Below are 20532 nucleotides of genomic sequence, written 5' to 3'. Positions count from 1 at the left end.
GCTGTGAGATCTGCCGGAGCGCGGTTTCGGCGTCCGGAAGTGTTGAGATGCGGACGTACACCCGCTTCAGCGTTTTGACGAAGGCTTCGGACATGCCGTTCGACTGCGGCTGGTGACGGGTGTGGAGCATGGCGCATACTAACAGCCTGGACGAACAAGCTCGGCCCCGCTGTGTAAGCCAAACCATTATCAAACAGATGCTCGATGGCACGCGGCCCTCGGATCACATTGAAGCGTTTCTCGACGGCAGGATCATGTCACGGATGTCGGATTCGAATATTCGGCCTTGGTGACAACCGCCCAGGCGATGATCCCACGATCGAAGGCATCGATGATGAAGGCGAGCCGGTTGATCTCACTGTTCCAGCAGGCGAACTCTCTTGGCAACTCGCCTTTCCCGATTCAGAGGGAGGCGATCCGCCGATGGTCATAGGTCGGCCGCGTATCGACCAGCCTGCGGATGGCTGCCAGCAGTACCGCACCCTCGGCCTTGCGACAAGGACCGCGAGTCTTCGTCGGCCTTCAGTCGTTCGGCACGATTGGAACGGGAAACGCCCAAGATGATTTGCAGAGCATAAGGCCGACGAGTAGGTCCACAACCATAAGCTCCCGAGGGTTCGACATTTCCAGTTTGCAGAGAGATCGTTCGGTTGAATTATGGCAGCCATTATGACGCAAATCTCGCAAACGGGTCCGCTTCACGCTCAGATTGTTGATTTGGACTGAGAAGTGACCGGTATTTGCGCCGAGAATTGACCCGCGTCTAAAAGAGAGCTCGATCTGCATTGTCGATGAGACGGGCAATATCTGCCGGGAATTGAAGGTCACCAGCCATCCGGAGGATTTGGCGCGCGCCTTGATGGACCCGGTCTGGCAACTGGCCCGTGTCGGGCCTTGAAGAAGGACCGTTGTCGCAATGGCTGTTCGATGGACCTTGGCGTGCCGGCCTGCCGGCGATCTGCGTTGAGACCCAGCACGCCCAAGCTTTCCTGAAGGCGCAGGTGAACAAGTCCGACCGGAACGATGCTCGTGGCATTGCCCGGATGGTCAGAGTCAGACTATCACGCGCTTCAAAAGCACCTGGCTGTTTCGTAGTGCAAAGCCCGCAGCATCACGAAGAAGCTCGAACGCGGCCGCTTCATCTGGCCAGCGGCGGCCGACGGCACGGTGGCTATCACGCCCGCGCAGCTCGGCTATTTGCTCGAAAGCATAGACTGGCGAATGCCGCAAAACACCTGGCGTCCGACGTCGGCGGGATGAGCAAAACCGCTGGGATCGAATATGATTCCATCCCGCCATGAACGATGCGGCCGATCAGTTCCCCGACGAACTTGCCAGCGTGCACGTGATGATCCTCGCCGACCCACGCCGTGGCGAGTGGTATCGACTATGGGAGAGCGGCGGGAGTTTATGCGATTTGCGCTTGAGGAGGGAGTGAACCGGCGGGAATTATGCCGGCGGTTCCAGATCAGCCCGGATGTCGGCTATAAATGGCTGGCGCGCTGGGGAGCCGGCGACCGGGAGTTGGCGGATCGCTCACGCCGTCCGCATATAAGCCCGAGGCGTTGTAACGAGGCGGTAGAGGCCGAGGTGCTTGCGGTGCGCGATGCGCATCCGCAATGTATCGCGGCAGGCGGCGATGGTGCGCGAACTGACGGCTCGCTGATTGCCCAGATGCTCGACGAAAGCGTTGAAGCAGGATGGGAAAGGACGGTGTCAGCTTGGGATCAGTCATGATGATCCCCTCCATCCGTAGACGCGAACAGCTCGAACCGTTTGCCAGCGACCGCCATGAGTTCCGGGACGCCGGTCAGATATCAATAGGTATCGGAGATCTTGCCGTGGTCGAGAGCGCCGCCATGGCGTTGTCGATATCGGCGCAATGCTTGTGCCAGAGCTGGATACGGCGGCAAATGAAGGTATGGCGCAGGTCCGGAGAGTTTCCTTTGGAGGACAGCAGCGGTGCTCTCATTGTCGGCAACGGAGCCTGACCGTTCGCTGAGATGAATGACGATCGGCGACTGCGGTGCTTACCGGACGGTTACACCAGTGTCCCTACCGCGACCAGTGAAGCCAAAAGCCCGGCAATTGCGAGTTCGCGTACGCGGCGCTTGGCCAGGGGCACGTCACGACACGCAAGTTCCTAGCGAGGGTCTAACTCACGATAAGACTTGCAGAATCTCTAAAGGGTAGGTAGCACCGGCTCTGGAACTTCCTTTAATACTGAAGCAACAATCTCTAACCCGAGGCGCAAGTCATCAGGGGACGTTGCGCCGACTGAAATTCGGACCGCTGGAGGACAGGGCTGAGCCGACAACATAAACGCGCTTCCTCGTGCGATACCCACGTTCCGAAGGCGCACGTTTGAGACGAAAGCATCTTCAGTGTGGCCGGCTTCCAATGGAACCCACAAATGAAGGCCCTGTGGATGGCTCGAATATCGTATTCCTTGCAGACACTCAGACGCTATTTGATGACGCTTGTTCAGTTCTTTCCTCTGCCAATCCAAAAACATTTTCGCGGTACCGTCGAAGATCCAACGTGAAGCAATTTCCGCCATCAACGGCGTCGCCATCCACGTGGTGACAAGTGAGCGGTTCGTTGCCGCGGGAAGCAAACTGCTCGGAGCGACTACGTAACCTATTCTCAGGCCGGGCATAATGGATTTGGTAAATGACGTCACGTAGAAGGTTCGCTCCGGAGCAAGGTTAACAAAAGGAACCAGATCCCCCTCTACTAGAGCTCCGAGAGGATCGTTTTCTATGATAAATATTCCTTTTCGACGCGCTATCTCTGCAATTCGCAATCTGCGCTCGTTTTGCATAACAGCCACGGTCGGACTGATTGGCCCAGGCATGATGAAAAGAGCCTTAACACCTTCGTCTGAACAAGCTTGCTCCAACGCATCCGGACATAGTCCTTCAGCGTCGATTTTCAATGCCTTAAGGTTGGCCCCTAAGTAGGCGGTGAGGGGCTTTAATGTATGGTGTCCGATTGCCTCCGAGAGCAGCGTCGACCCAGGAGTTAAAGCAGACATAAGCGCTAACGTCATTCCCGGGGTTGCACCATTCGTCACCAGAAGGTTATGCTCTTCGACCTCGACGCCGTAGGAACGGAGCCATCGAACGCCGGCGCTCCGATTTTGCGCTAGAGCAACGTTTGGACGAAAGGAGAACGCAGAGGTTAGGGGAAGATCTTCGGCTAAGTTAATCAGCGCTGAGCGAAGTTTCTCAAGATGGAGGCTATCGCTTGCCGGTTTCAAGATCGACAGATCAATGGTTTCCTTTGATCGTTCTGGTATATGAGGGTAAGCGGGTTTGTCCAAGCCGGACTTAGCAACAAACGTACCGCGACCCACCGAACTTGATATCATGCCCCGCCTGGCCAATTCCTCATAAGCCCGGCTGACCGTTTGCGCCGAGATGCCTAAGTGAGCCGACAACTCACGGTGAGTTGGAAGTCGCGAGCGTTCAACCAATTCTCCACTATCAACGGCGCTGATTATTCGCTCAACGAGAGACAGGTAAACAGGACGCTCTAGTGAACCTGGTTCTGGAAGCCACGGATTGATATCGCGCGTGATCGAATTCATTTCCCTACCATTGCCCTGAATGATCCATGCGCTTCCTCCTATGCTTACAATACTAATCGATATATCTACCGTAGGGTAAAGCGCAGTAATTGAACCGGTTGCCGTTTCTGCAAAAGCAACAGGAACGCCGTCAATGTTTTAACACGCTGCATTGTCCGCGCAAAGAGTTCATTGCGGGATACGTCAAGCACTTGAAAATCTTCGGTTTCAGGATTCCCTGCGCCGTCAAGCTTCCTGGTAGATGTGCTTGATGAGAACGCATTTGATATGATTCAGAACATCTCGTGACATGGTGTAAAGCAATGGCTTGCTGGACAAGTGTGGTGTTGGAGCTGCTTTTTGGCATGTGGAGAGCTAGTCACCGCCATTCGCACCTGCACTACGGAGCTTAGGCTTGAACATCTCAGCAAAAAGAAAAAGGAATCAAAGATGCTAAACTTGACGCGGAGTGCTTGCCTGCGCCGCGTCGGTCGCCGCAGACTTTCCTTAAGAAAGCGCGCGCCAGCGTTCGGCCCGGATCGTGAAGATGGGCGAAGACATCACGGAGACGCTGGAGGTGATCCTCGCCAGTGGAAAGTGATCCAGACGGTGCGCGGGAAGATTTCGCAGCCATCAGCACCAGCACCATACGACGCCACACCGCGCGAAGGGCAGGACCGAACCTGCTCCCCACGATCCTCTGCGAGAAGTTCGGCCAGCGCCCTGAATCGCCAGGCCGAGCGCTATGCCAAGGGAAGGCGTCGATCTCAGCCTCTCCACGCTGGCCCATCAGGTCGGCGCTTGCGCGATCGCCCTACAGCCAATCCATGATCTGATCCGAACCATATTCTGGCAGCCGAACGACTTCATGGGATGACACCACCGTGCCGCTTCTGGCTCGGGGCGCAACGAGGCAGGCCAGGCTCGGGACCTACGTCCGCGATTATGCGCACCCGATGATTATGCGCAGCTCACGGGGATAGAAGCGAATAACCATCGGTTTCCCGAGCGATTTCCTGCTGGTGAACTGCGCATAATCTTTAAAGGCTCAACAGGAACTGCATGAGCTGGTCCGGCGGTCGAAACCGACCTTGACTGGCCGTCATGGGCTGCAGCCGGTTGAGCGTACGCTCCTTCATGGCGAGATCCGCCGGAAGGTACATGTGCGTCGTGGCGGGGCTCTCATGACCCAGTCATAGGCGCTGACGCTGATGTCGACGCCGGACTGCAGGAGATGCATCGCCGTAGTGTGGCGGATGGTGTGAGGCGAAATCGAGCGACGTGCGAGTTGCGGGTGACGTTCCGCGGCGGCCGAGACCGCAAGTTCAAGGCGCTGGGTGACGTCCGAACGCGCCATGCATCCTCCGCTCCGGTTCGGGAACAGGACGTTCTCCTCGCCTGGGCGGTCCAACCGGCCCTTTCAGTTGCGGATCAGGTTGGCGGGTCGTACGCCAGAGTGGCGCGCTGCGGTCTTGGCGCCCCTTTCCATGCAGGTGCGCGAACGCCGAGCCATCGACGCGACCTCGCCGACGCGCAGGCCGATGGCTTCAGACAGGCGGGCGCCGGTGTTGTACATGAGGCTGAACAGTGCGCGATCCCGCTCACCTGCCATGTCCGCGCACCCGGCGCCTCAAGAATCGCCTGCATCTCCTAGCGTGACAAAAATCCCAGGACCGGCCGGTCGAACCGTTTCATCGGAATTGCCAGCACCCATCGATGACGGGGAGCGCGGTCAGTTCGTATTGGGCGGCATTCTTAAGGAAAGAACGAAGCGCCGCCAGGCGGGCGTTGCGAGTACGGGCGCCGTTGCTCCGCTCCTTCTCCAAGTGCTCGAGGAAGCTCAGGATCAACTGCGCATTAAGGTCGGCTAAGGTCAGCCGGGTGGGCGCCTTTCCAATCGTCGCCTCGGCGAAGTCACTCGGCGATACCTCGACGCTTGCCGATCCCGCTGTCGTCGACGATCTGATTGCCAATCGCCAGAACAAAGGATGTTAGCGCAACTCGGCGTTAGGCGGAACAGATAAGCTCGGCCTGAGCAATACTGGAAAGATCTTGGATCTCTCCAGGTGCTGCGCTGGATCAAGCCTTATAAAGTGCTGGAATTGAGATGATCCATTATCCCTCTTGTATCAGGTCAAATACCGAGCTAAAAATTATCTCTAGATTAAGATCGCAAGTTTGTTTGGTGGTTAAATCGCTTCCGTCGAACCCACAAGCGATCGAACGCCATCGTTCTCCACGAGGAATTGAGAGAGCGAAGAGACCCCCGCAACCTTAGCCAAAAGCAAAAGTAGGAGATCATTGCTGAAGGTGCGATGAAACGATGTAGCCGCGAAAGCAATAGAAGAGAAAATAGGAGGAGTTGGGCACGATGAAAAAAAATCAAATACTGGCTGGCGTCGCCGGCCTCGCTTTTGTCTCCACGCTGAGCTTTACAAGCGCCGCGCTGGCCGACGATGACAAGCTTGAACAACTGAAGTCCCAGGGATTTGCTCGAGTGGCAATTGCAAATGAACCACCGTACACCGCAGTCTCGGCCGACGGAAAAGTTTCGGGGGCCGGGCCAGATGTGGCGCGCGCAATCTTTAAAAAGCTTGGTGTGCCAGACATCGTTGCCTCGGTGTCGGAGTATGGTGCGATGATCCCAGGGATCCAAGCTCGTCGTTTTGATGCGGTGACAGCCGGCCTATTCATGAAGCCAGAGCGATGCGGCGCTGTAGCTTATTCGGAACCAATTCTCTGCGATGCGGAGGGCTTTCTGGTGAAGAAGGGGAATCCTAAAGGCTTCAAGGCCTACAAAGATATCGCGAAGGATTCCTCTGCCACAGTTGGCGTCCCTGGCGGAGGATTACAGGAAAAAATGGCTCTAGCCGCGGGTGTGCCTCGCGACCGAGTGATCGTTGCACCGGACGCTCAAGGTGGTCTCAAAATGCTGCAGGATGGCCGCATTGATCTCTATGCTTTGCCGATGCTTTCACTCAACGATCTTAAAAAGAAGGCGGCAGACGAAACGATCGAAGTGGTAGCTCCCGTTGCAGACGCCCCTGTCGGCTGCGATGGCACTGCATTCAATAAGGCAGATACGGCCTTGAGAGACGCATACGATGTCGAACTTGCGAAAATGAAGAAGTCCGGCGAATTTGCGAAAATCATTGAACCTTACGGCTTCTCAGCGGATGTGGCTATGTCGACAAGCCGCGAAAAGCTGTGCGCCGCCAACTAAAACCTTCCCCGAAGGGAGAGGCCGTTCTGTGCTGTTTTTGAAGGAGAATGGCGTTGGACGCAAGATGGAGTTCGGCGGTGGCATTCTTGTTGCCGCCGACCTCTTGAGTAATCAGGTCCTACATTGGTTTTCGCAGAGATGTCCTAAGCGAACATATGTGAACCACAGGTAGGGCTTTGGCCTCCTACCATGTCAGGGCACCCGGTTGTTTTTCGAGCTTCCGTATGGGTGCGGAGGAGCCACTTGTCATACCGGTTCGTCCCGCGCAACTCCCTGTTTTCAAGTCAACTGAACGCATCGCTCTAGGTCGTGTGGACTCTTGGGATTCCCAAGGCTGAGCAAATCAGATTCATATGTGGACACCCCCTATGGCAAGGGCCCTTTGTCGGGATTGTTTGATCGGTTGCTTTCATATGTCCGGCCTGTTTGTGCGGTGTGAAGTTCGACCGCTGGCCCTGATGGAAATCCGCCGGTGAGGTCCCTGATCAAGATGGCGCGCGATTGAAGCGCATTGAATCAGACGGGTTGGCCTTACCATTGGCTCGATCGTTACACATCATCGACTGCCGTTACCAATTCGGGTTGTCTGGGATTGAACTCAGGCGATCATCTCGTGGGCCCTATAAGCTTCCTTCCGCGTCAGAACGGCCCATGCGATCCGCGCGAGCTTATTGGCGAGCGCGACGGAGACCAGCCTGAACGGCTTTTTCTCCAAGAGCTTTCTGATCCAATTCGCCATGGGCGTTGCCTTGTCCTTCGTGTGCCGGATGACGGCGGTAGCGCCGACAACGAGCAATCTGCGCAAGTATCGGTCTCCTTGCTTGGAGATGCCGCCGAGCTGCGTTTTGCCTCCGGTCGAATGCTGTTGCGGCGTCAGGCCGAGCCAGGCGGCAAATTGCCTGCCCGAGCGGAATTGATCGGGATCGGTGACGGTGGCGGCGACAGCTGTGGCCGTGATCACACCGAGACCGGGGATAGCGGTAAGCCTGCGACTGGCCTCGCTGTCGGCATGCCAAGCGAGAAGTTGCTGATCCAGCGCTGTGATCTCATCGCTAAGCGTCATGATCTGCCGGATCAGAATATCCAGCGCGGTGCGGGCATAAGACGGCAAGCCATCCCCGTCAGACAGGACCTGCTGCGCCAGCTTCGCCAGATTGGCGACACCGGGATTGGCGACAAGACCGAACTCTGCCAGATGCGCCCGCAACGCATTGGCGATCATCGTGCGCTGGCGAACGAGCAGCGCTCGGGCGCGGTGGGTCATGAGAATGCCTTGCTGTTCCACCGTCTTCATGGGCACGAATCGCATCGTCGGGCGCTGAACGGCTTCGCAGATTGCTTCAGCATCCAGCGCATCGCTCTTACCGCGTTTGACATAGGCCTTCACATAGGACGGGGGGATGAGCCTGATTTCGTGCCCCATCGCGGCGAGCGTGCGAGCCCAGTAGTGCGCCGTTCCGCACGCTTCCACCCCGATGAGGCAGGGTGGCAGCTTCGAGAAGAAGGGCAGCATCTGCTTCGGATCAGTGGGAGCGGATAGCACCGCAGGTTATTGGCGACGAGCGGACGCGCGGTTCGTCTGGCCGCGACAACCGCATGTTCGTCGAAGCGGTGCTGTGGATCGTGCGGACCGGTTCGCCCTGGCGCGATCTGCCGGAGGTGTTCGGCGAGTGGAATAGCGTATTCCGTCGCTTCAGCCGCTGGAGCCAGAAGGGCATCTGGTGGCGCATCTTCGCGACGATGTCGGACGACCCCGACTTCGAATACCTGATCGTCGATTCCACCATCGTCCGCGCCCATCAGCACGCCGCCGGCGCAAAAAAGGGGCTGAAGATCAGGCCCTTGGCCGCTCACGCGGCGGCTTAAGCACCAAGATCCACATGGCCGTGCGCGGTCTCGGCTGCCCGGTCCGCTTCACGCTCACTGCAGGCCAGAAGGGCGATGCACCGCAAGCCGACGCTCTGATCGAGGGCCTGCCCGCCGACATCGTCATGGCCGACGCTGCCTATGACAGCGATCGCCTGCGCCTCGCCATCGCCGACAAGGGCGCCGTGGCAGTGATCCCCAACAATCCCTCGAGGGCGCGAAAATACCCGCTGGATAAGCACCTCTACGCCCAGCGGCATCCGATCGAATGCTGCTTCTCCAAGCTCAAGCAGTTCCGGCGCGTCGCCACCCGCTTCGAGAAAACTGCCAGAAACTATCTCGCCGTCGTCACCATCGCAGCTATCGTGCTATGGATCAGATAATTGTCCACACGACCTAATGCTACGGATAAAGAAATATTAATCGTTGATTTCTGGCGTGAGCGGCAAGCTGAGGCCGTTCAGCGGGCGTAGTTCCACGGCATCAGCGCGTCGATTTCGCTGCTGGGCCAGCCGCTGGCGATGCGCTCGAGGGTCTGGCTGAGCCAGGCAAGCGGATCGAGATCGTTCATCGTCGCTGTCTGCAGCAGCGTCGCGATGATTGCCCAAGTCCGTCCCCCGCTGTCGCTGCCAGCGAAGAGTGAGTTCTTTCTTGTAATGGCCTGGGGCCGGATTGCTCGCTCGACGATGTGGGAGTCGAGCTCGATGCGACCGTCGGTCAGGAAGCGCTCAAAGATGGCGCGACGCGAGGTGGCGTAGCGGATCGCCTCGGCGAGCTTCGATTTGCCGGAGATCCGTGGCAGGGTCTTCTGCCAGAGGGCGAAGAGCTCGGTGACGATCGCGGCGGAGGTTTGCTGACGCGCCGCGCACGGGCCTCAGGGCTTTTGCCGCGCATGGTCTCCTCAACCTGCCAGTTTCGCCATCCGCTCGACCGTCGCCGTTGCAACCTCGGACCTTTTGCCGACATGCAGCTCGTAGAACTTGCGCCGACTGTGTGACCAGCAGCCCGCCAATGTGACGCCGTCATTGCCGCCATCGGAGCGGATCAGCGTGTTATAGGCGGCATAGCCGTCGACTTGCCGGATGCCGCGGCAGCCCTTGAGATGCCGCGACGCACTCGCCGGCCCCGACCGTCCTCAAAGCGGTAGACGACCATGGGCGGACCGCTGCCGCCAAATGGTCGGTCATCCTTGGCATAGGCCCATAGAAGGCTGTCTTCGTCGATCCGGAGCTGGGAGCGAGCGTCGGCAAGGTGGTTTCGTCGGCGAAGATCCGCTCCCCCTTCAAAGAGGTAGTCGGCAAGGATCTCCAGCTCAAAGCCGAGCTTGCCGATCCATTGCGCCATCAGCTTGCGGTCGAGCTCGACCTTGTCGCGGGCGTAGATCGCCTCCTGTCGGCAGAGCGGCGGCAGGCCATCGGCATATTTGGAGACGGCGATCTGCGCCAGAAGCGCTTCCGTCGGAATGCCGCTCTCGATGATGTGGGCCGCGCCCGGCACCACATCAAGTCGCTCCGAGACGTCCTCGCCGATCAGCACCTTCTGCTTGCCGGCATGCTCCGGCAGCTCCTCCGGCTCTATCACCACTTCGACCCGCTCACGATGGGGCGCAAAGCCCTTGCGCGGACGCAGCGGACGTTTGCCATCCGGACGCTCGCGGCCCTTGCTGACCTGTGCCCTGATCGCAGCGATGCCAGTCTCGATTTCCTCGAAGACAAAGGCCTGCTGCTCGTCGTCCACGGTGGGAGAGCCGAGCTTCTCCGATCGCCGGCCGAAGCGGGCGCGATCGAAGCCTTCAGGATCTGCGTCAGCCGCTCGATGCGCTCATCGGGGGCGTTGCGTGCCTTGAGATCGGCGACCTCGCTCTCCAGGGCATCGGCGCGCGCCGCCTTTTCGGCATGGCAAGCACCATGGCTTTCAGCGCTTCGACGTCATCCGGGAGTTTGAGATCAGGCGGCGTCATCGGTTCGACCAGAGCACATTTTGCTTCGGTTTTCCTGCCCTTTCAGGCCGCTGATTCACTTCGCCGCAGGGCTTTACCCAACAATTTCCGGCGGCTTGACCGGCACGGCTCGAACCCGCTTCCAATCCATGCCATCGATCAGCGCCAGAAGCTGAGCATGGTTGAGTTGGACCCGATTATGACCGATCCGGGGCCAGCAGAATTGCGATTTCTCCAACCGCTTGGCGTAAAGGCAGACGCCGGAGCCGTCCCACCAGACGATCTTCACTCGATCCGCTCGTTTGGCCCGGAAGACGTAAAGCGCACCGTTGAACGGATCACTGCCGGCATCCCGCACCAGCGACAGCAAGCTGTCCGGGCCCTTGCGGAAGTCGACCTGACTGGCGAGGAAATCCTTCACGCCGGAGGGGATCATGCCGACCGCACCGCCCGGATCACCCGTTGCAAGTGCGCCTCGCTGACGTCTGCGCGAGCACGCACGATCACGTCGCCAATAAATAACAACCTCGATCACCGCTTCGCCAGTAGACGCTTACTTTCGGGCCACCGCAATATCGAATGATGTGAGCTCGACGTGCTCCCTTGAAAAAAATTGAACTGATTGAATGTATAGATTGAATCAATTCTTTGTACGTCGTATCCTGCAATGAACTGAGGTCTGACCGTTGCCGGGCAGAAATCCAAGATTCATCAGGAGGGATTGAGAGATGAAAGTTGCCTGCTTGTGGCATGCTACCGACGAAGAACTTGAGTATGTAAAGGGGGCGTTGCCGCCGGGCACATCCGTTGTTGCTCCACGGGGCGACTATTTTTCTCGGTTTGAAACGAACTTCGACGAGGTTAAGGACCTGGTGGTCGATGCTGATATTATCATTTGCTACACCCTACCGAGAGGGACCGTTGAGATCGCGGAGAAACTGAAGTTCATCAGTTGGCTTCATGCAGGCATCAACGAGATGGATCTTGCCCTTCTAAAGTCGCGGGAAATCAAAGTCGCCAACATTCGGGGATCCAATGCCGTCGCGGTTGCAGAGCAGGCTATGATGTTCATGCTTTCGCTGGCGAAGATGACCGTTCTAAAGCACAATCTTGCGACAAGCGGACAACAGGTGTTTCCCTGGTGGGAAGACGGTACGCGAGCCGCCATGCTGGACGGGCGGACTCTCGGGATTATTGGTGTAGGAAACATCGGGGCACGCGTTGCCAAACGTGCCAAGGCATTTAATATGCAGGTATTGGGTGTCAGGCGAAACAAGAATGTCACGGTCGACCATGTCGATTCGATGTACGGCGTTGAGGAGCTTCATTCGGTGCTTGCTCAATGTGATTACGTAGTGCTGGCTATGCCACTCACCAGCGACACTGAAAAATTCTTCGGCAAGGCTGAAATCGACGCGATGAAACCATCTGCGTTTCTTATCAACATCGCCCGTGGGACGCTGGTTTCTGAGAAGCCACTTTATGAAGCCCTAATTTCCGGCCGCTTGCGCGGGTTCGCCGCTGATGTTTGGTGGTGGTATGAGAATGCAATGCCAGCTACATGCTACAATGGTACGATGTCCCGGTTGGGAGTACATAAGCTACCAAATGTACTTTGCTCGGGGGACCAAGCTTCAAACGCAGATGACGTGCGCGAGCGGAATCTCGCTTACGGTACCAAAAATGTGATTGAGTTTATGTCCGGTCAACCGGTCGAAAATGAAGTCAGTCTCGATCTAGGATATTAGTAATAAGCGGCCGCGCCATTGGGCGCAGCTTGGTTGAAGTCGGGAAGCCACCTACGCAAGCTCCTGAAACGCTTGCGGAGGAGGTTCCGGGCTTTCGGCTAGTAGAGCCGCAACACGTTTAAGGCCGCCTACAAAATCCTGCTTGTCACGAACTGTATCTCCCACGGCCAAACGGACTGCGTGCGGATCCTCCCCACGTCCCACGATAAAGGGATCAGGAGGAGTAACTAACAGCCGACGAGAACGGGCTTGATCAAAGAATGTCTGAGACCTCCATGGTTCCGGTAAAGTTAGCCAAGCATGGAGTGCGTAGGGATGGGCGACAACTTTGTAGGCGCTTAACGTCTTTTTCAGCAGCCTGCAGCGTTCGCTCAATTGATCGCGTTGCCATTCGATAAGTCGCTCGACTGTTCCATCGAAGATCCATGCCGCCAAGATCTCGGCAGTCCAGGTGTTAGACATGTAGCCTGTCCCGCGCAACCTTGATATCAGCCGAGAAGTCATGCCCGGGGGGCCACACAGAAATCCTGTTCGTAAAGTAGGCATCACGGCCTTGGAGAAGCTGGTTACATAGTACGTGCGTTCCGGTGCATAGGTCCAAAGCGGCTTCGGCCTATTCGGGATCAAAGGGCCGAAGACATCATTCTCGATGATAGCAATATCATATTTTCTGGCGATCTCCGCAATTTCGACACGCCTTTTATCGCCCATTAGAGAGCCCGTTGGATTGTTGTAACAAGGCGTCAGCGACAATACTTTGATGGGCTGTCGCTTGTATGCCTCTTCAACGGCCTCCGGAATAATTCCTTGAGCGTCGACTGGGATGCCACGAAGCCGCAACTTCATCACAGAAGCATTTATGAGATTTGCGGTCTGTGTGAGAGCCTCAGTACCGATGACGTCGCCAGGTTCCAACAAAGTGGCCATAGCGGTCCATATTCCGTGCGTAGCCCCGTTGGTGATGACAACATTCTCAACATCGACGGAGATCCCGTGTCGCTGTAACCATCCGACGGCGGCTAAACGGTGCTGAACAAGCCCTTGGCTTGGCCGATATTCCATTGCGCGCTGCAGCGGCGCACCTGTCATCATGTTCGCTAACGCATTCTTGAATGCTTGGACATGGATATCATCGCGAAGCGGCGTAATGTTGGAGAAGTCTGTAACACCCGACTGCTTTGTTTCGGCGACAAAGCCTTGCCCAACATCAGGCGTGACATATTGGACAAACGTCCCGCGGCCGACCTCTCCCGCAGTCAGGCCTCGGCGCTCTGCTTCGGCGTATGCCCGCGCTACGGTCTGAACACTGAACCCCAACTTCTGTGCAAGCTCGCGATGGGTGGGCAGCTGTTGACCGGGATGCAAGCGCTTTTGGTTGATAGCTTCTTCAATCGCGTCTGCGATTGCGGCGTATCGGGGGAACGATGACTTAGGGATACTTGGAAGCCAAAACGACATTGCGGATTACTAGCTTTTATTGACCTCAATAGCAACGTGGTCTAACCGAGGACCTTCGGCGAGGCGCGTACGCAAAGCGCGCAGGCGAGAAGCTATGGCCATCGACAGTCCTAATGCTGGGCGGCATGTGTAGCCGCCCTAGCAAAGCACTCGATAAGAAGTGATCTCAGTACCCGAGATCGAGGTCAATCTTCCAGGTTAGTGGCTTGCTTTCAGAGAACTCTTGCAAGCCCAAGATCGACCGGCTAATGTTCCTGTCGACAACATCATCTGCGTTGGCTCCTTGGTCGCCTGTGGCGATCACGTTAGCCATGCGCTGGATGCCCGTCCGAGACGGCACTGGGAAGTGGTAGGTCGCAGGAAAAGCGTTGTTATAAGTCCACCAAACATCCGCGCCGTAACCAGCAATCTTCCCAGATGTGAGCGCATCATAAAGCGGGTGTTCTTGGATGAGGTTACCGCGTGCAATATTTAACAGGTATGCCCCGCTCTTCATCGAGTCAATCTCGCGTGCCCCGAAGAATGAGTCGGTTTGGCGGGTGATTGGCGTTGAGAGCACGACATAGTCGCTCTTGCTGAGAACGTCGTGCATGCCGTCGATGCCATAGACTTCATCCGCGGCTCCAGCACCACGTTCGGGGTGTAGCCGTACCCCCAGCACTTTCATGTCAAAAGCCTTGGCGCGCTGGGCGATATTGGAACCAATCTGTCCCAAGCCGATAATACCTAGTGTCCGTCCATGAAGCATCGCCGATCGCGAGCCATCCTCATAGAGCGGTGACGGCTGCGCGGATACAACGGCCTGATGTTTTGCCACCAATCGTTTCGCAAGCCCCAAGATTATCGCCATTGCGTGCTCTGCAACGGCAATGCTGTTCGCTCCACGTAAGTTTGTGACTTGGACGCCGAGTGACTTAAGCCGCGGCAAATCGAGTTCGTCACAGCCGGCATGCATCCAGCAAATGAGCTTCAATTTCTTGGCCAAATCCAATGCGCCGTCTGGCATTACCCATCCGACGATAGCGTCAGCGTCGACAATAGAATCCGCTATGGACTTGAGAGTGAGATCAAAGCGGGAGAGATAGGGCGCGGGCCGCGGGCCGACGATGTTCGCGTTGGGAAGAGCTTTCCGAAAGCGAGCCATTTCCTCCTCTGTCGCATGCCAACCAATCAATACTTTCATGTGTCCCTCCATCAGACAGAATTTCAAACAAAGCAACGAATTCATATAACGGCAGATGCACTAGTGCAATCTTCAATTTGATGCATGTCAATGGATGTGTACTCGCGACATTGATGCACACGGCAGGGTCAGAGGCGATAGCGTTGGTGTGAATGGCTTCCGATGGAGGCAGATGTGACGTACTGCGCAGATTGGTCCGAGCGTCACGACGCCAGGCGAAGAGCTGCGACGGGTGAATGCCAACTCGATGGGCGATCGCCGAGATGCTTGCGCGGGGCTCCAGCGCCTCTGCCACGACCTGCGCCTTGAATGCGTCCGACCACGCTGCCGAAGTTGCCGTGGCGCAGGCGGCAGGCGCCGTGATCGAGGTTGTTATTGGCGACGTTGTTGTGCGTGCCGGTGCGGACGTAGACGAGGCGCACTTGCAGCGGATGGTCCGGGCGGTGCAGTCGACATGATCCCGTCCAGGTGTTCCTGCCCAGCCATTGTCGACTTCCGCAAGGGGCCGGACAGCCTGCTGTCGCTGGTGCGGGATTCGGGCAGTGATCCGTTTTTATGTGTCGGGAGAGATTACGTGACGGAGCCGTCCTGGCGCCAGCCGGGCCTGCCGAGGCTGGAATTCTGCGCCACATAAATCTTTGGTTCCTCTGGGGTGAGTGCGGGATCCCCCTGCGCCGCTATCTCGGAGGGGGCGATATGCTCGAGTTCTACTTTTCGTATGCCGGGGTGCTCAAGCGCCTGCGTAGCGGCGCCCTAGGTGACGAGATGAATCGTCTCGCGGAGCATTTCTTCACGCTCGGTTACAAGCGAGCGTTAGCCAAGATTTATCTGAGCCGGATCGCGCGCTTTAGCCAGTTTGCCGGGACTGGCGTTTGGCGCATTTGCCGCCGTGCCTTGCATGGGATGACGTCCGGCGCGCAATCGATGCGATCAGCGCAACGATGCCGATCGACATTCGCGACTTCGCGGAAGCGGCCATGGCGTGTCTTTGAGAATGTCGAATGGTCCGGCACATCGCCCTCGAGGCCAAGCCGGCAGAACCACCGATAGGCCAGGATCAGGTGGACTTCCTCGCACAGCCGCCGCTCCGAGCGGATGCCGAAGCAGTAGCCGACAATCAGCATGCGGATCAGCAGTTCGGGGTCGATCGAGGGACGGCCGATCGGGCTGTAGTACGGCGCGAGGTGCTGGCGGACACCGGAAAGGTCAACGAAGCGGTCGATGGCCCTGAGAAGGTGATCCGCCGGCACATGCCGTTCCAGACTGAAGCCATAGAACAGCTCCTCCTGCATCACACTTTGCTCGCCCATCATCGACTCAATCTCCTTCCGATAAGAAGACTGAATCAGTGCTTCAGGACTGTTTCAAGCGGGACTTTTTCAACACTATCAACAGTGCCCAGACGTTCAGGCGCTGCTCCCATCGCTCGCCACATACCTCGGCCACGCCAACTACTGCGATACAGCCTATTATCTCACCGGATCAGCGAATCTTCTCTCCATTGCAGCCGAGCGCGCCTTTCTCGATGGAGGTGCAGAATGAGCAAACACTTGCTGCTGGCGCCGCTCCTGGAATCCTACTTTCGCCGACGCTTGACCAGACAACACAACGCCACTCCCGCGACCGTGACCACGGATCGCCCGGCCTTGGCCGACAAGCCCATATCGTCGCACATCTTCCGGCACTCCCTTGCCATGAAGCTTCTCCAGTCGGGCGTGGACCTCTTGACGATTCAAGCCTGGCTCGGGCACGCACAGGTCGCCACCACCCACCGCTATGCCGCCGCGGATGTCGAGATGATGCGCAATGGTCTCGAAAAGGCGGGTGTCGACGGCAATTGCGGCGTGCGTTCCGGCCCAACGACACCGTCCTGCAGCTGCCGAACGGCATTTACATCATACCCGGTGCGCCAATTCATGTTCGAAGGATCGCAGACAATAAGAAGATCGATCCCTTTCGTCTCCATAGCTGCCCGGGTCTACTCTAGTCGTTGGGTCTATTCTTCTGGCGTGAACTTCAACGCTGAGTCTGACATTTTCTTCCTTCCCATTGGGCAACGGCGCTGACGCTTAGCATTGCCTGCGACACGCTGCCTTTGATTTGTTGAACTGAAGCTAGACTTTAAGTTTCCCGATCAGGCAAGTTTCGCGCCCGTCCCCTCACGCTTTTGAAGGTAATCGGTACGACGGGGTGAAAAGGTGGCCACGCGGCGGCGAAAGTTCCACGTTGCACAGGCGAAGGCATGCCCAAGCCGTGGCAAGATTGCTCGTTACGACTGGCTTGCCTATGGCTTGTTCAATGTCAGCGGCCACGCACGCCGCTCGTACAGCGGTGCAAGAAATGAATAGCGCATCACTTTCGGGACCCATTGCTTCACGAGCAAACGCTACAATGTCAGCCGGCGAAATGCGTGCCATTTCTCGGTCGTCACTTAGCCCGATGCATGTAAATCGATCTATGTCAAACCCGATATCGAGAAAGTAGGTTGCCATTGGCCGGCTGATCTCGACCGTGTAAGGCGTCAGAATGGATATGCGTTTAGCCTGAACCGCTTTTAGCGCAGCAGCGGACGCGGCCGTTGGCGTTACGACAGCCGCAGAAGGTTTCGCCAACTTTATCGCTGCTTTCACTTGATCATCGCCAATGACAACGGAAGCAGAGGTGCATGAGTACATAACAACATCTAGCTCTTCGTCAGGCAGGATGAGCGCAGCGGCCGCGGTCAGCGACGGCTGCATTGCCCGGAGATTATCAGGTGTCGTTGGGTTCGCGTAAGGAATGCGCGTACTGTACACGCCGATCGTGTCGCTGGCCACAATGCGCTGAAAATCTACTTCTGTGGTGTGATCCGTAGCGAGGATAATGAGACCCACGCGCTTGAGAAGGGGGCGTTTATCCAGCCGTGCCGCACGCGACGCGAGTTTTATCTCAGAAGCTTTCATCGTTCCTCCACTTGCGCATGGCGTTCTTCCAACCATCGCAGAAGCAGTACAGAGATCAGACTCATAACGAGGAAAAAGATTCCGACAGTTGTCATTGGGTCGATGTAGCGATAACTGCTATTCGCAACGCTTTTTGCTTGGCTCGTCAGCTCAAGGACCGTAATTGCGGAAAGCGGAGGCGTCTCCTTGAACATTGCAATAAGATAGTTAGCGAGAGCCGGTATCATGGGGGGATTGCTTGCGGGTGAACGACGTGGATCCAGGTTTGGCGGCTGCTGACATTCGAAGCTTTAGCCGCTTGTCAAGTTGGAGCGCTGCATTAACCATGACGGTCTCGTCTCGATCGGCAGCAATCATTACATCATTCCCATTCGCACCCGACGGGTTGTCGACGTTGACCAGCTTGCCGATCAGATCCACATCTTGGACGAGGGGCCCCTGGTCGCCAGCTATATCGTACTCGAAGGACGCCGGCGATACCGGATCGATCCTGCTCATCGCCAAGCAGCGAGGAAGGCCCCCCGGGCCATTTCCTCATTGCCTTGTACCGTATCTTGACTGGTCTTTCGGTTGTCCAGCTTAGCGCCTCGATCTTTCAACGACGCCTTCTCCAGTGTACCCACGATTGCCTTCCCCAATAGAGCAGTCTGGATCAGTAACAAGTACTTGGATCGGGATGCTCTCGCAGGACGGTCGCAATTCGCTCAAGACCCTCTTTGAAATCCTGGTCATTTCTATTGGTGTCGCCAAGTGCCAACAGTACTGCATGGGGTTCGACTGCTCGTCCGATGATGAATGGATCCGGGGGACTGACAAGGAGTCCCAGAGATCGCGCATGATCCACAAAATGGCGCGACCGCCAGTGTTCAGGCAGATTCAGCCACGCATGCATCCCGTATGGCTCCGCTTCATAGCTAAATGGCCCGAGGATGTGGTTCAAGATCTCATATCTTGTCTTGAGTTTCTGTCGTTGCCATTCGATCAGCCGATCAATCGTCCCGTCCTGCAGCCACCGAGCAGCAACGTCAGCTGTCCAAATGTTTGCACTCCATCCGGTGGCGCGAACGCGGGAAATTAGACGAGGTATTGCTGGGATCGGGCCTGCAAGAAATCCTGTCCGTAAAGAAGACATCACGCACTTTGTAAAGCTCGTCGCGTAGTATGTGCGTTCGGGAGCGAAGCACCAGATGGGCTTCGGTCGCTTGGGTATTAGAGGACCGAATACATCGTCCTCGATGATCGCTACGTCATGCCGCCGCGCAATTTCGGCAATCCGTTCGCGACGCCCCTCATCCATGAGGGACACCGTGGGAGCACTGTAGCAGGGCGTTATGCACAATGCCTTGATGTTTTCGTACGCACAGGCCTCTTCAAAGGATTCGGGAATAATACCGTTCTGATCGATAGCTAGGCCGCGGAGCCTGATCTTGAGGATTGAGGCATTAACGGTAATGGGCGTTGCCACAAGTGCCTCGGTGGCGACCACATCACCAGGCTCGGTTATGCTAGCCATTGCTGTCCAGATCCCGTGAGCGACACCGTTCGTTACTATCAAGCTGTCGGCACTCGCCTTCACCCCATTGCGCTCAAGCCAGTGGAGGCCAGCCTCGCGATGCTGCACTATGCCTTGGGTTTGCCGACACTCGAGCATGCGCTGGATGGTGCCGTCCTTGGCTGACTCGACGAGCGCCTCCCCGAGTGCCTCAATATGGATTTCAGAGAGCACCGGCATGATGTTTGAGAAGTCCCGTGCGTTTGGCACGTTGCCATAAGGGAAATACGGCGCACACTGTTCCGGCTTGAAATACTGAACAAACGTTCCTCGACCAACTTCGCCCGAGAGTAGTCCTTTCCGTTCCGCCTCGGCGTAAGCGCGAGCTACGGTCTGTACGCTGACGCCGAGCCTTTCTGCAAGTTCGCGGTGTGTCGGCAAACGATCGCCCGGACATAGGCTTTTCGAAGCAATGGCTTGCTCAAGCGCGTCGATGATTGCCTTGTATCGCGGGCCAACCGAATTAGACAGGTCTGGGATCCACATTGACATATCCAAAATCACTATTGAACCGGACATAGGCCTTGAAGCGGTCGAGGGGCGGGGCCAAGCGATAACACGTCTGCTGCCAACCTCGATACCGGCGTAGAAGTTTGTCAGCTTGCAATAGATTCAGCGACTGCGGACGACGCCTTCGGTCCAGGGCGCTCTTATGGTGACCGTCCGGGCTGGGCGCGCCAAGAAGGCCAAGGTTGCCGTCGCTCGCAAATGGCTGTCATCCTACACGGATCTGGCCCGGGGGCACCGAGTTCCAGGCAGAGGTGCGCACCGCAAGATTCAGCTTTAGTCCAGATCCGCTTTCAGCAGGATAAGCGTTACAACCGGGACGAAGGTGTTCGCAATCTCGAAGTCGTCCCTGCGAACTCTGCGCACCGCTGTTGAACGCCCTCATGCGGCGTTCCAATAGAGACCACGGCGGAAAGAAACCATGAACCCCGGCAGCGAATTATGTTCATCTAGCTGCGGTTGACAGCGCGCCTGCGATTCAAGACTGACCATTACGGGCTTGCACGACTTCCCAAGATGCTGCCCCAGCCCACGCCACACTTA

The 20532-nt window shown here is 57.1% G+C and carries 14 protein-coding genes and 12 pseudogenes; 10 read left to right on the top strand and 16 right to left on the bottom strand.

What is annotated here, in order from left to right; all coding sequences use genetic code 11:
* Nucleotides 1-7: 7 nt before the first annotated feature.
* Nucleotides 8-559 (bottom strand): annotated as a pseudogene (locus SINAR_RS1000000137970) (transposase); the annotation flags it as partial.
* A gap of 192 nt (nucleotides 560-751) precedes the next feature.
* Between SINAR_RS1000000137970 and SINAR_RS1000000137965 the strand changes: the two are divergent.
* The 3 genes and pseudogenes from SINAR_RS1000000137965 to SINAR_RS01000000134065 all read left to right on the top strand — a co-directional run.
* A pseudogene (locus SINAR_RS1000000137965) lies at nucleotides 752-1067 on the top strand (IS110 family RNA-guided transposase); the annotation flags it as partial.
* A gap of 43 nt (nucleotides 1068-1110) precedes the next feature.
* A complete protein-coding gene (gene tnpB, locus SINAR_RS1000000138565; protein ID WP_150852084.1) occupies nucleotides 1111-1260 on the top strand; it encodes an IS66 family insertion sequence element accessory protein TnpB in 150 nt (49 codons plus the stop codon).
* Nucleotides 1261-1389: 129 nt separating this feature from the next.
* Nucleotides 1390-1617, top strand: a pseudogene (locus tag SINAR_RS01000000134065) (helix-turn-helix domain-containing protein); the annotation flags it as partial.
* Nucleotides 1618-2182: 565 nt separating this feature from the next.
* Here the strand turns inward: SINAR_RS01000000134065 and ehuR (SINAR_RS1000000135970) are convergent.
* The gene (gene ehuR / locus SINAR_RS1000000135970) at nucleotides 2183-3571 is read right to left on the bottom strand and encodes a MocR-like ectoine utilization transcription factor EhuR (RefSeq protein ID WP_084617860.1); all 1389 of its coding nucleotides are present in this window, start codon (nucleotides 3569-3571) and stop codon (nucleotides 2183-2185) included.
* A 529-nt stretch (nucleotides 3572-4100) separates the two neighbouring features.
* Between ehuR (SINAR_RS1000000135970) and SINAR_RS1000000135965 the strand changes: the two are divergent.
* Nucleotides 4101-4515: pseudogene (locus tag SINAR_RS1000000135965) on the top strand (IS66 family transposase); the annotation flags it as partial.
* Between the two features lie 191 nt (nucleotides 4516-4706).
* On the opposite strand, the pseudogene SINAR_RS1000000137955 reads toward SINAR_RS1000000135965, so the two are convergent.
* Nucleotides 4707-5147, bottom strand: a pseudogene (locus SINAR_RS1000000137955) (tyrosine-type recombinase/integrase).
* A gap of 795 nt (nucleotides 5148-5942) precedes the next feature.
* Between SINAR_RS1000000137955 and ehuB the strand changes: the two are divergent.
* Nucleotides 5943-6794, top strand: a complete 852-nt coding sequence (ehuB, locus tag SINAR_RS0129615; RefSeq protein ID WP_028002445.1) for an ectoine/hydroxyectoine ABC transporter substrate-binding protein EhuB — start codon at nucleotides 5943-5945, stop codon at nucleotides 6792-6794.
* Between the two features lie 598 nt (nucleotides 6795-7392).
* Here ehuB and SINAR_RS01000000134055 read toward each other — a convergent pair.
* Nucleotides 7393-8313 (bottom strand): annotated as a pseudogene (locus SINAR_RS01000000134055) (IS110 family RNA-guided transposase); the annotation flags it as partial.
* Between SINAR_RS01000000134055 and SINAR_RS1000000135955 the strand changes: the two are divergent.
* Nucleotides 8280-9043 (top strand): IS5 family transposase gene (locus SINAR_RS1000000135955; protein ID WP_209439317.1). Its coding sequence is split into 2 segments (ribosomal slippage): nucleotides 8280-8616 and nucleotides 8616-9043, totalling 765 coding nucleotides; the frame shifts between segments, so codons are not numbered across the junction. The pseudogene SINAR_RS01000000134055 and the gene SINAR_RS1000000135955 sit on opposite strands and share 34 nt — an antisense overlap.
* A gap of 77 nt (nucleotides 9044-9120) precedes the next feature.
* Here SINAR_RS1000000135955 and SINAR_RS1000000137950 read toward each other — a convergent pair.
* The 4 genes and pseudogenes from SINAR_RS1000000137950 to tnpB (SINAR_RS0129590) all read right to left on the bottom strand — a co-directional run bounded on the left by SINAR_RS1000000137950 (nucleotide 9121) and on the right by tnpB (SINAR_RS0129590) (nucleotide 11035).
* Nucleotides 9121-9246, bottom strand: coding sequence for a transposase domain-containing protein (locus SINAR_RS1000000137950; protein WP_272913713.1), 126 nt, complete (start codon nucleotides 9244-9246; stop codon nucleotides 9121-9123).
* An 84-nt stretch (nucleotides 9247-9330) separates the two neighbouring features.
* Nucleotides 9331-9744, bottom strand: a pseudogene (locus tag SINAR_RS1000000137945) (IS66 family transposase); the annotation flags it as partial.
* On the bottom strand, nucleotides 9705-10397 hold the full coding sequence (locus SINAR_RS1000000137940) for an IS66 family transposase (RefSeq protein WP_234710672.1): 693 nt from the start codon (nucleotides 10395-10397) through the stop codon (nucleotides 9705-9707). The gene SINAR_RS1000000137940 and the pseudogene SINAR_RS1000000137945, both read right to left, overlap by 40 nt.
* A 296-nt stretch (nucleotides 10398-10693) precedes the next feature.
* Entirely contained in the window at nucleotides 10694-11035 is a 342-nt protein-coding gene (gene tnpB / locus SINAR_RS0129590) for an IS66 family insertion sequence element accessory protein TnpB (protein WP_028002443.1), read from the bottom strand.
* A 292-nt stretch (nucleotides 11036-11327) separates the two neighbouring features.
* Between tnpB (SINAR_RS0129590) and SINAR_RS0129585 the strand changes: the two genes are divergently transcribed.
* Nucleotides 11328-12347 (top strand): NAD(P)-dependent oxidoreductase, encoded by a 1020-nt coding sequence (locus tag SINAR_RS0129585; protein ID WP_028002442.1) that lies wholly within the window; start codon nucleotides 11328-11330, stop codon nucleotides 12345-12347.
* A 51-nt stretch (nucleotides 12348-12398) separates the two neighbouring features.
* Here the strand turns inward: SINAR_RS0129585 and ehuR (SINAR_RS0129580) are convergent, their stop codons facing one another.
* The 3 genes from ehuR (SINAR_RS0129580) to SINAR_RS1000000138560 form a co-directional block, all read right to left on the bottom strand.
* Nucleotides 12399-13805 carry a MocR-like ectoine utilization transcription factor EhuR gene (gene ehuR / locus SINAR_RS0129580; protein WP_028002441.1) on the bottom strand — a complete coding sequence of 469 codons (1407 nt, stop codon included), beginning with the start codon at nucleotides 13803-13805 and terminating at the stop codon, nucleotides 12399-12401.
* Nucleotides 13806-13971: 166 nt separating this feature from the next.
* Nucleotides 13972-14988 (bottom strand): 2-hydroxyacid dehydrogenase, encoded by a 1017-nt coding sequence (locus SINAR_RS0129575; RefSeq protein ID WP_028002440.1) that lies wholly within the window; start codon nucleotides 14986-14988, stop codon nucleotides 13972-13974.
* Nucleotides 14873-15283: a transposase gene (locus tag SINAR_RS1000000138560; RefSeq protein WP_084617814.1), complete on the bottom strand. Its 411-nt coding sequence runs from the start codon at nucleotides 15281-15283 to the stop codon at nucleotides 14873-14875. The genes SINAR_RS0129575 and SINAR_RS1000000138560 overlap by 116 nt, the downstream gene beginning before the upstream one ends.
* Between SINAR_RS1000000138560 and SINAR_RS1000000137440 the strand changes: the two genes are divergently transcribed.
* On the top strand, nucleotides 15225-15446 hold the full coding sequence (locus SINAR_RS1000000137440; protein ID WP_028002439.1) for a hypothetical protein: 222 nt from the start codon (nucleotides 15225-15227) through the stop codon (nucleotides 15444-15446). The two genes, SINAR_RS1000000138560 and SINAR_RS1000000137440, sit on opposite strands and share 59 nt — an antisense overlap.
* 504 nt (nucleotides 15447-15950) lie before the next feature.
* Here the strand turns inward: SINAR_RS1000000137440 and SINAR_RS01000000134040 are convergent.
* Nucleotides 15951-16301, bottom strand: a pseudogene (locus SINAR_RS01000000134040) (transposase); the annotation flags it as partial.
* Between SINAR_RS01000000134040 and SINAR_RS1000000138360 the strand changes: the two are divergent.
* Nucleotides 16239-16721 (top strand): annotated as a pseudogene (locus SINAR_RS1000000138360) (hypothetical protein); the annotation flags it as partial. The pseudogenes SINAR_RS01000000134040 and SINAR_RS1000000138360 overlap by 63 nt on opposite strands.
* Before the next feature lie 157 nt (nucleotides 16722-16878).
* Here SINAR_RS1000000138360 and SINAR_RS1000000138555 read toward each other — a convergent pair.
* From SINAR_RS1000000138555 to SINAR_RS01000000134030, 3 genes and pseudogenes are all read right to left on the bottom strand, one after another.
* Nucleotides 16879-16966 (bottom strand): annotated as a pseudogene (locus SINAR_RS1000000138555) (aminopeptidase P family N-terminal domain-containing protein); the annotation flags it as partial.
* Nucleotides 16967-17147: 181 nt separating this feature from the next.
* Nucleotides 17148-17930, bottom strand: a complete 783-nt coding sequence (gene eutA, locus SINAR_RS0129555; RefSeq protein ID WP_028002438.1) for an ectoine utilization protein EutA — start codon at nucleotides 17928-17930, stop codon at nucleotides 17148-17150.
* Nucleotides 17927-18231 (bottom strand): annotated as a pseudogene (locus SINAR_RS01000000134030) (ABC transporter permease subunit); the annotation flags it as partial. The pseudogene SINAR_RS01000000134030 and the gene eutA, both read right to left, overlap by 4 nt.
* On the opposite strand from SINAR_RS01000000134030, the pseudogene SINAR_RS1000000138550 reads away from it, so the two are divergent.
* Nucleotides 18228-18455, top strand: a pseudogene (locus SINAR_RS1000000138550) (Mu transposase domain-containing protein); the annotation flags it as partial. The pseudogenes SINAR_RS01000000134030 and SINAR_RS1000000138550 overlap by 4 nt on opposite strands.
* A 127-nt stretch (nucleotides 18456-18582) precedes the next feature.
* Here the strand turns inward: SINAR_RS1000000138550 and ehuR (SINAR_RS0129540) are convergent.
* Entirely contained in the window at nucleotides 18583-19968 is a 1386-nt protein-coding gene (ehuR, locus tag SINAR_RS0129540) for a MocR-like ectoine utilization transcription factor EhuR (protein WP_050577596.1), read from the bottom strand.
* Nucleotides 19969-20532: the final 564 nt, after the last annotated feature.

The organism is Sinorhizobium arboris LMG 14919 (assembly GCF_000427465.1).
Classification (GTDB): Bacteria; Pseudomonadota; Alphaproteobacteria; order Rhizobiales; family Rhizobiaceae; genus Sinorhizobium; species Sinorhizobium arboris.
The sequence above is the reverse complement of the archived record's forward strand: the minus strand, read 5'-3'. Positions and strand labels throughout refer to the sequence as shown.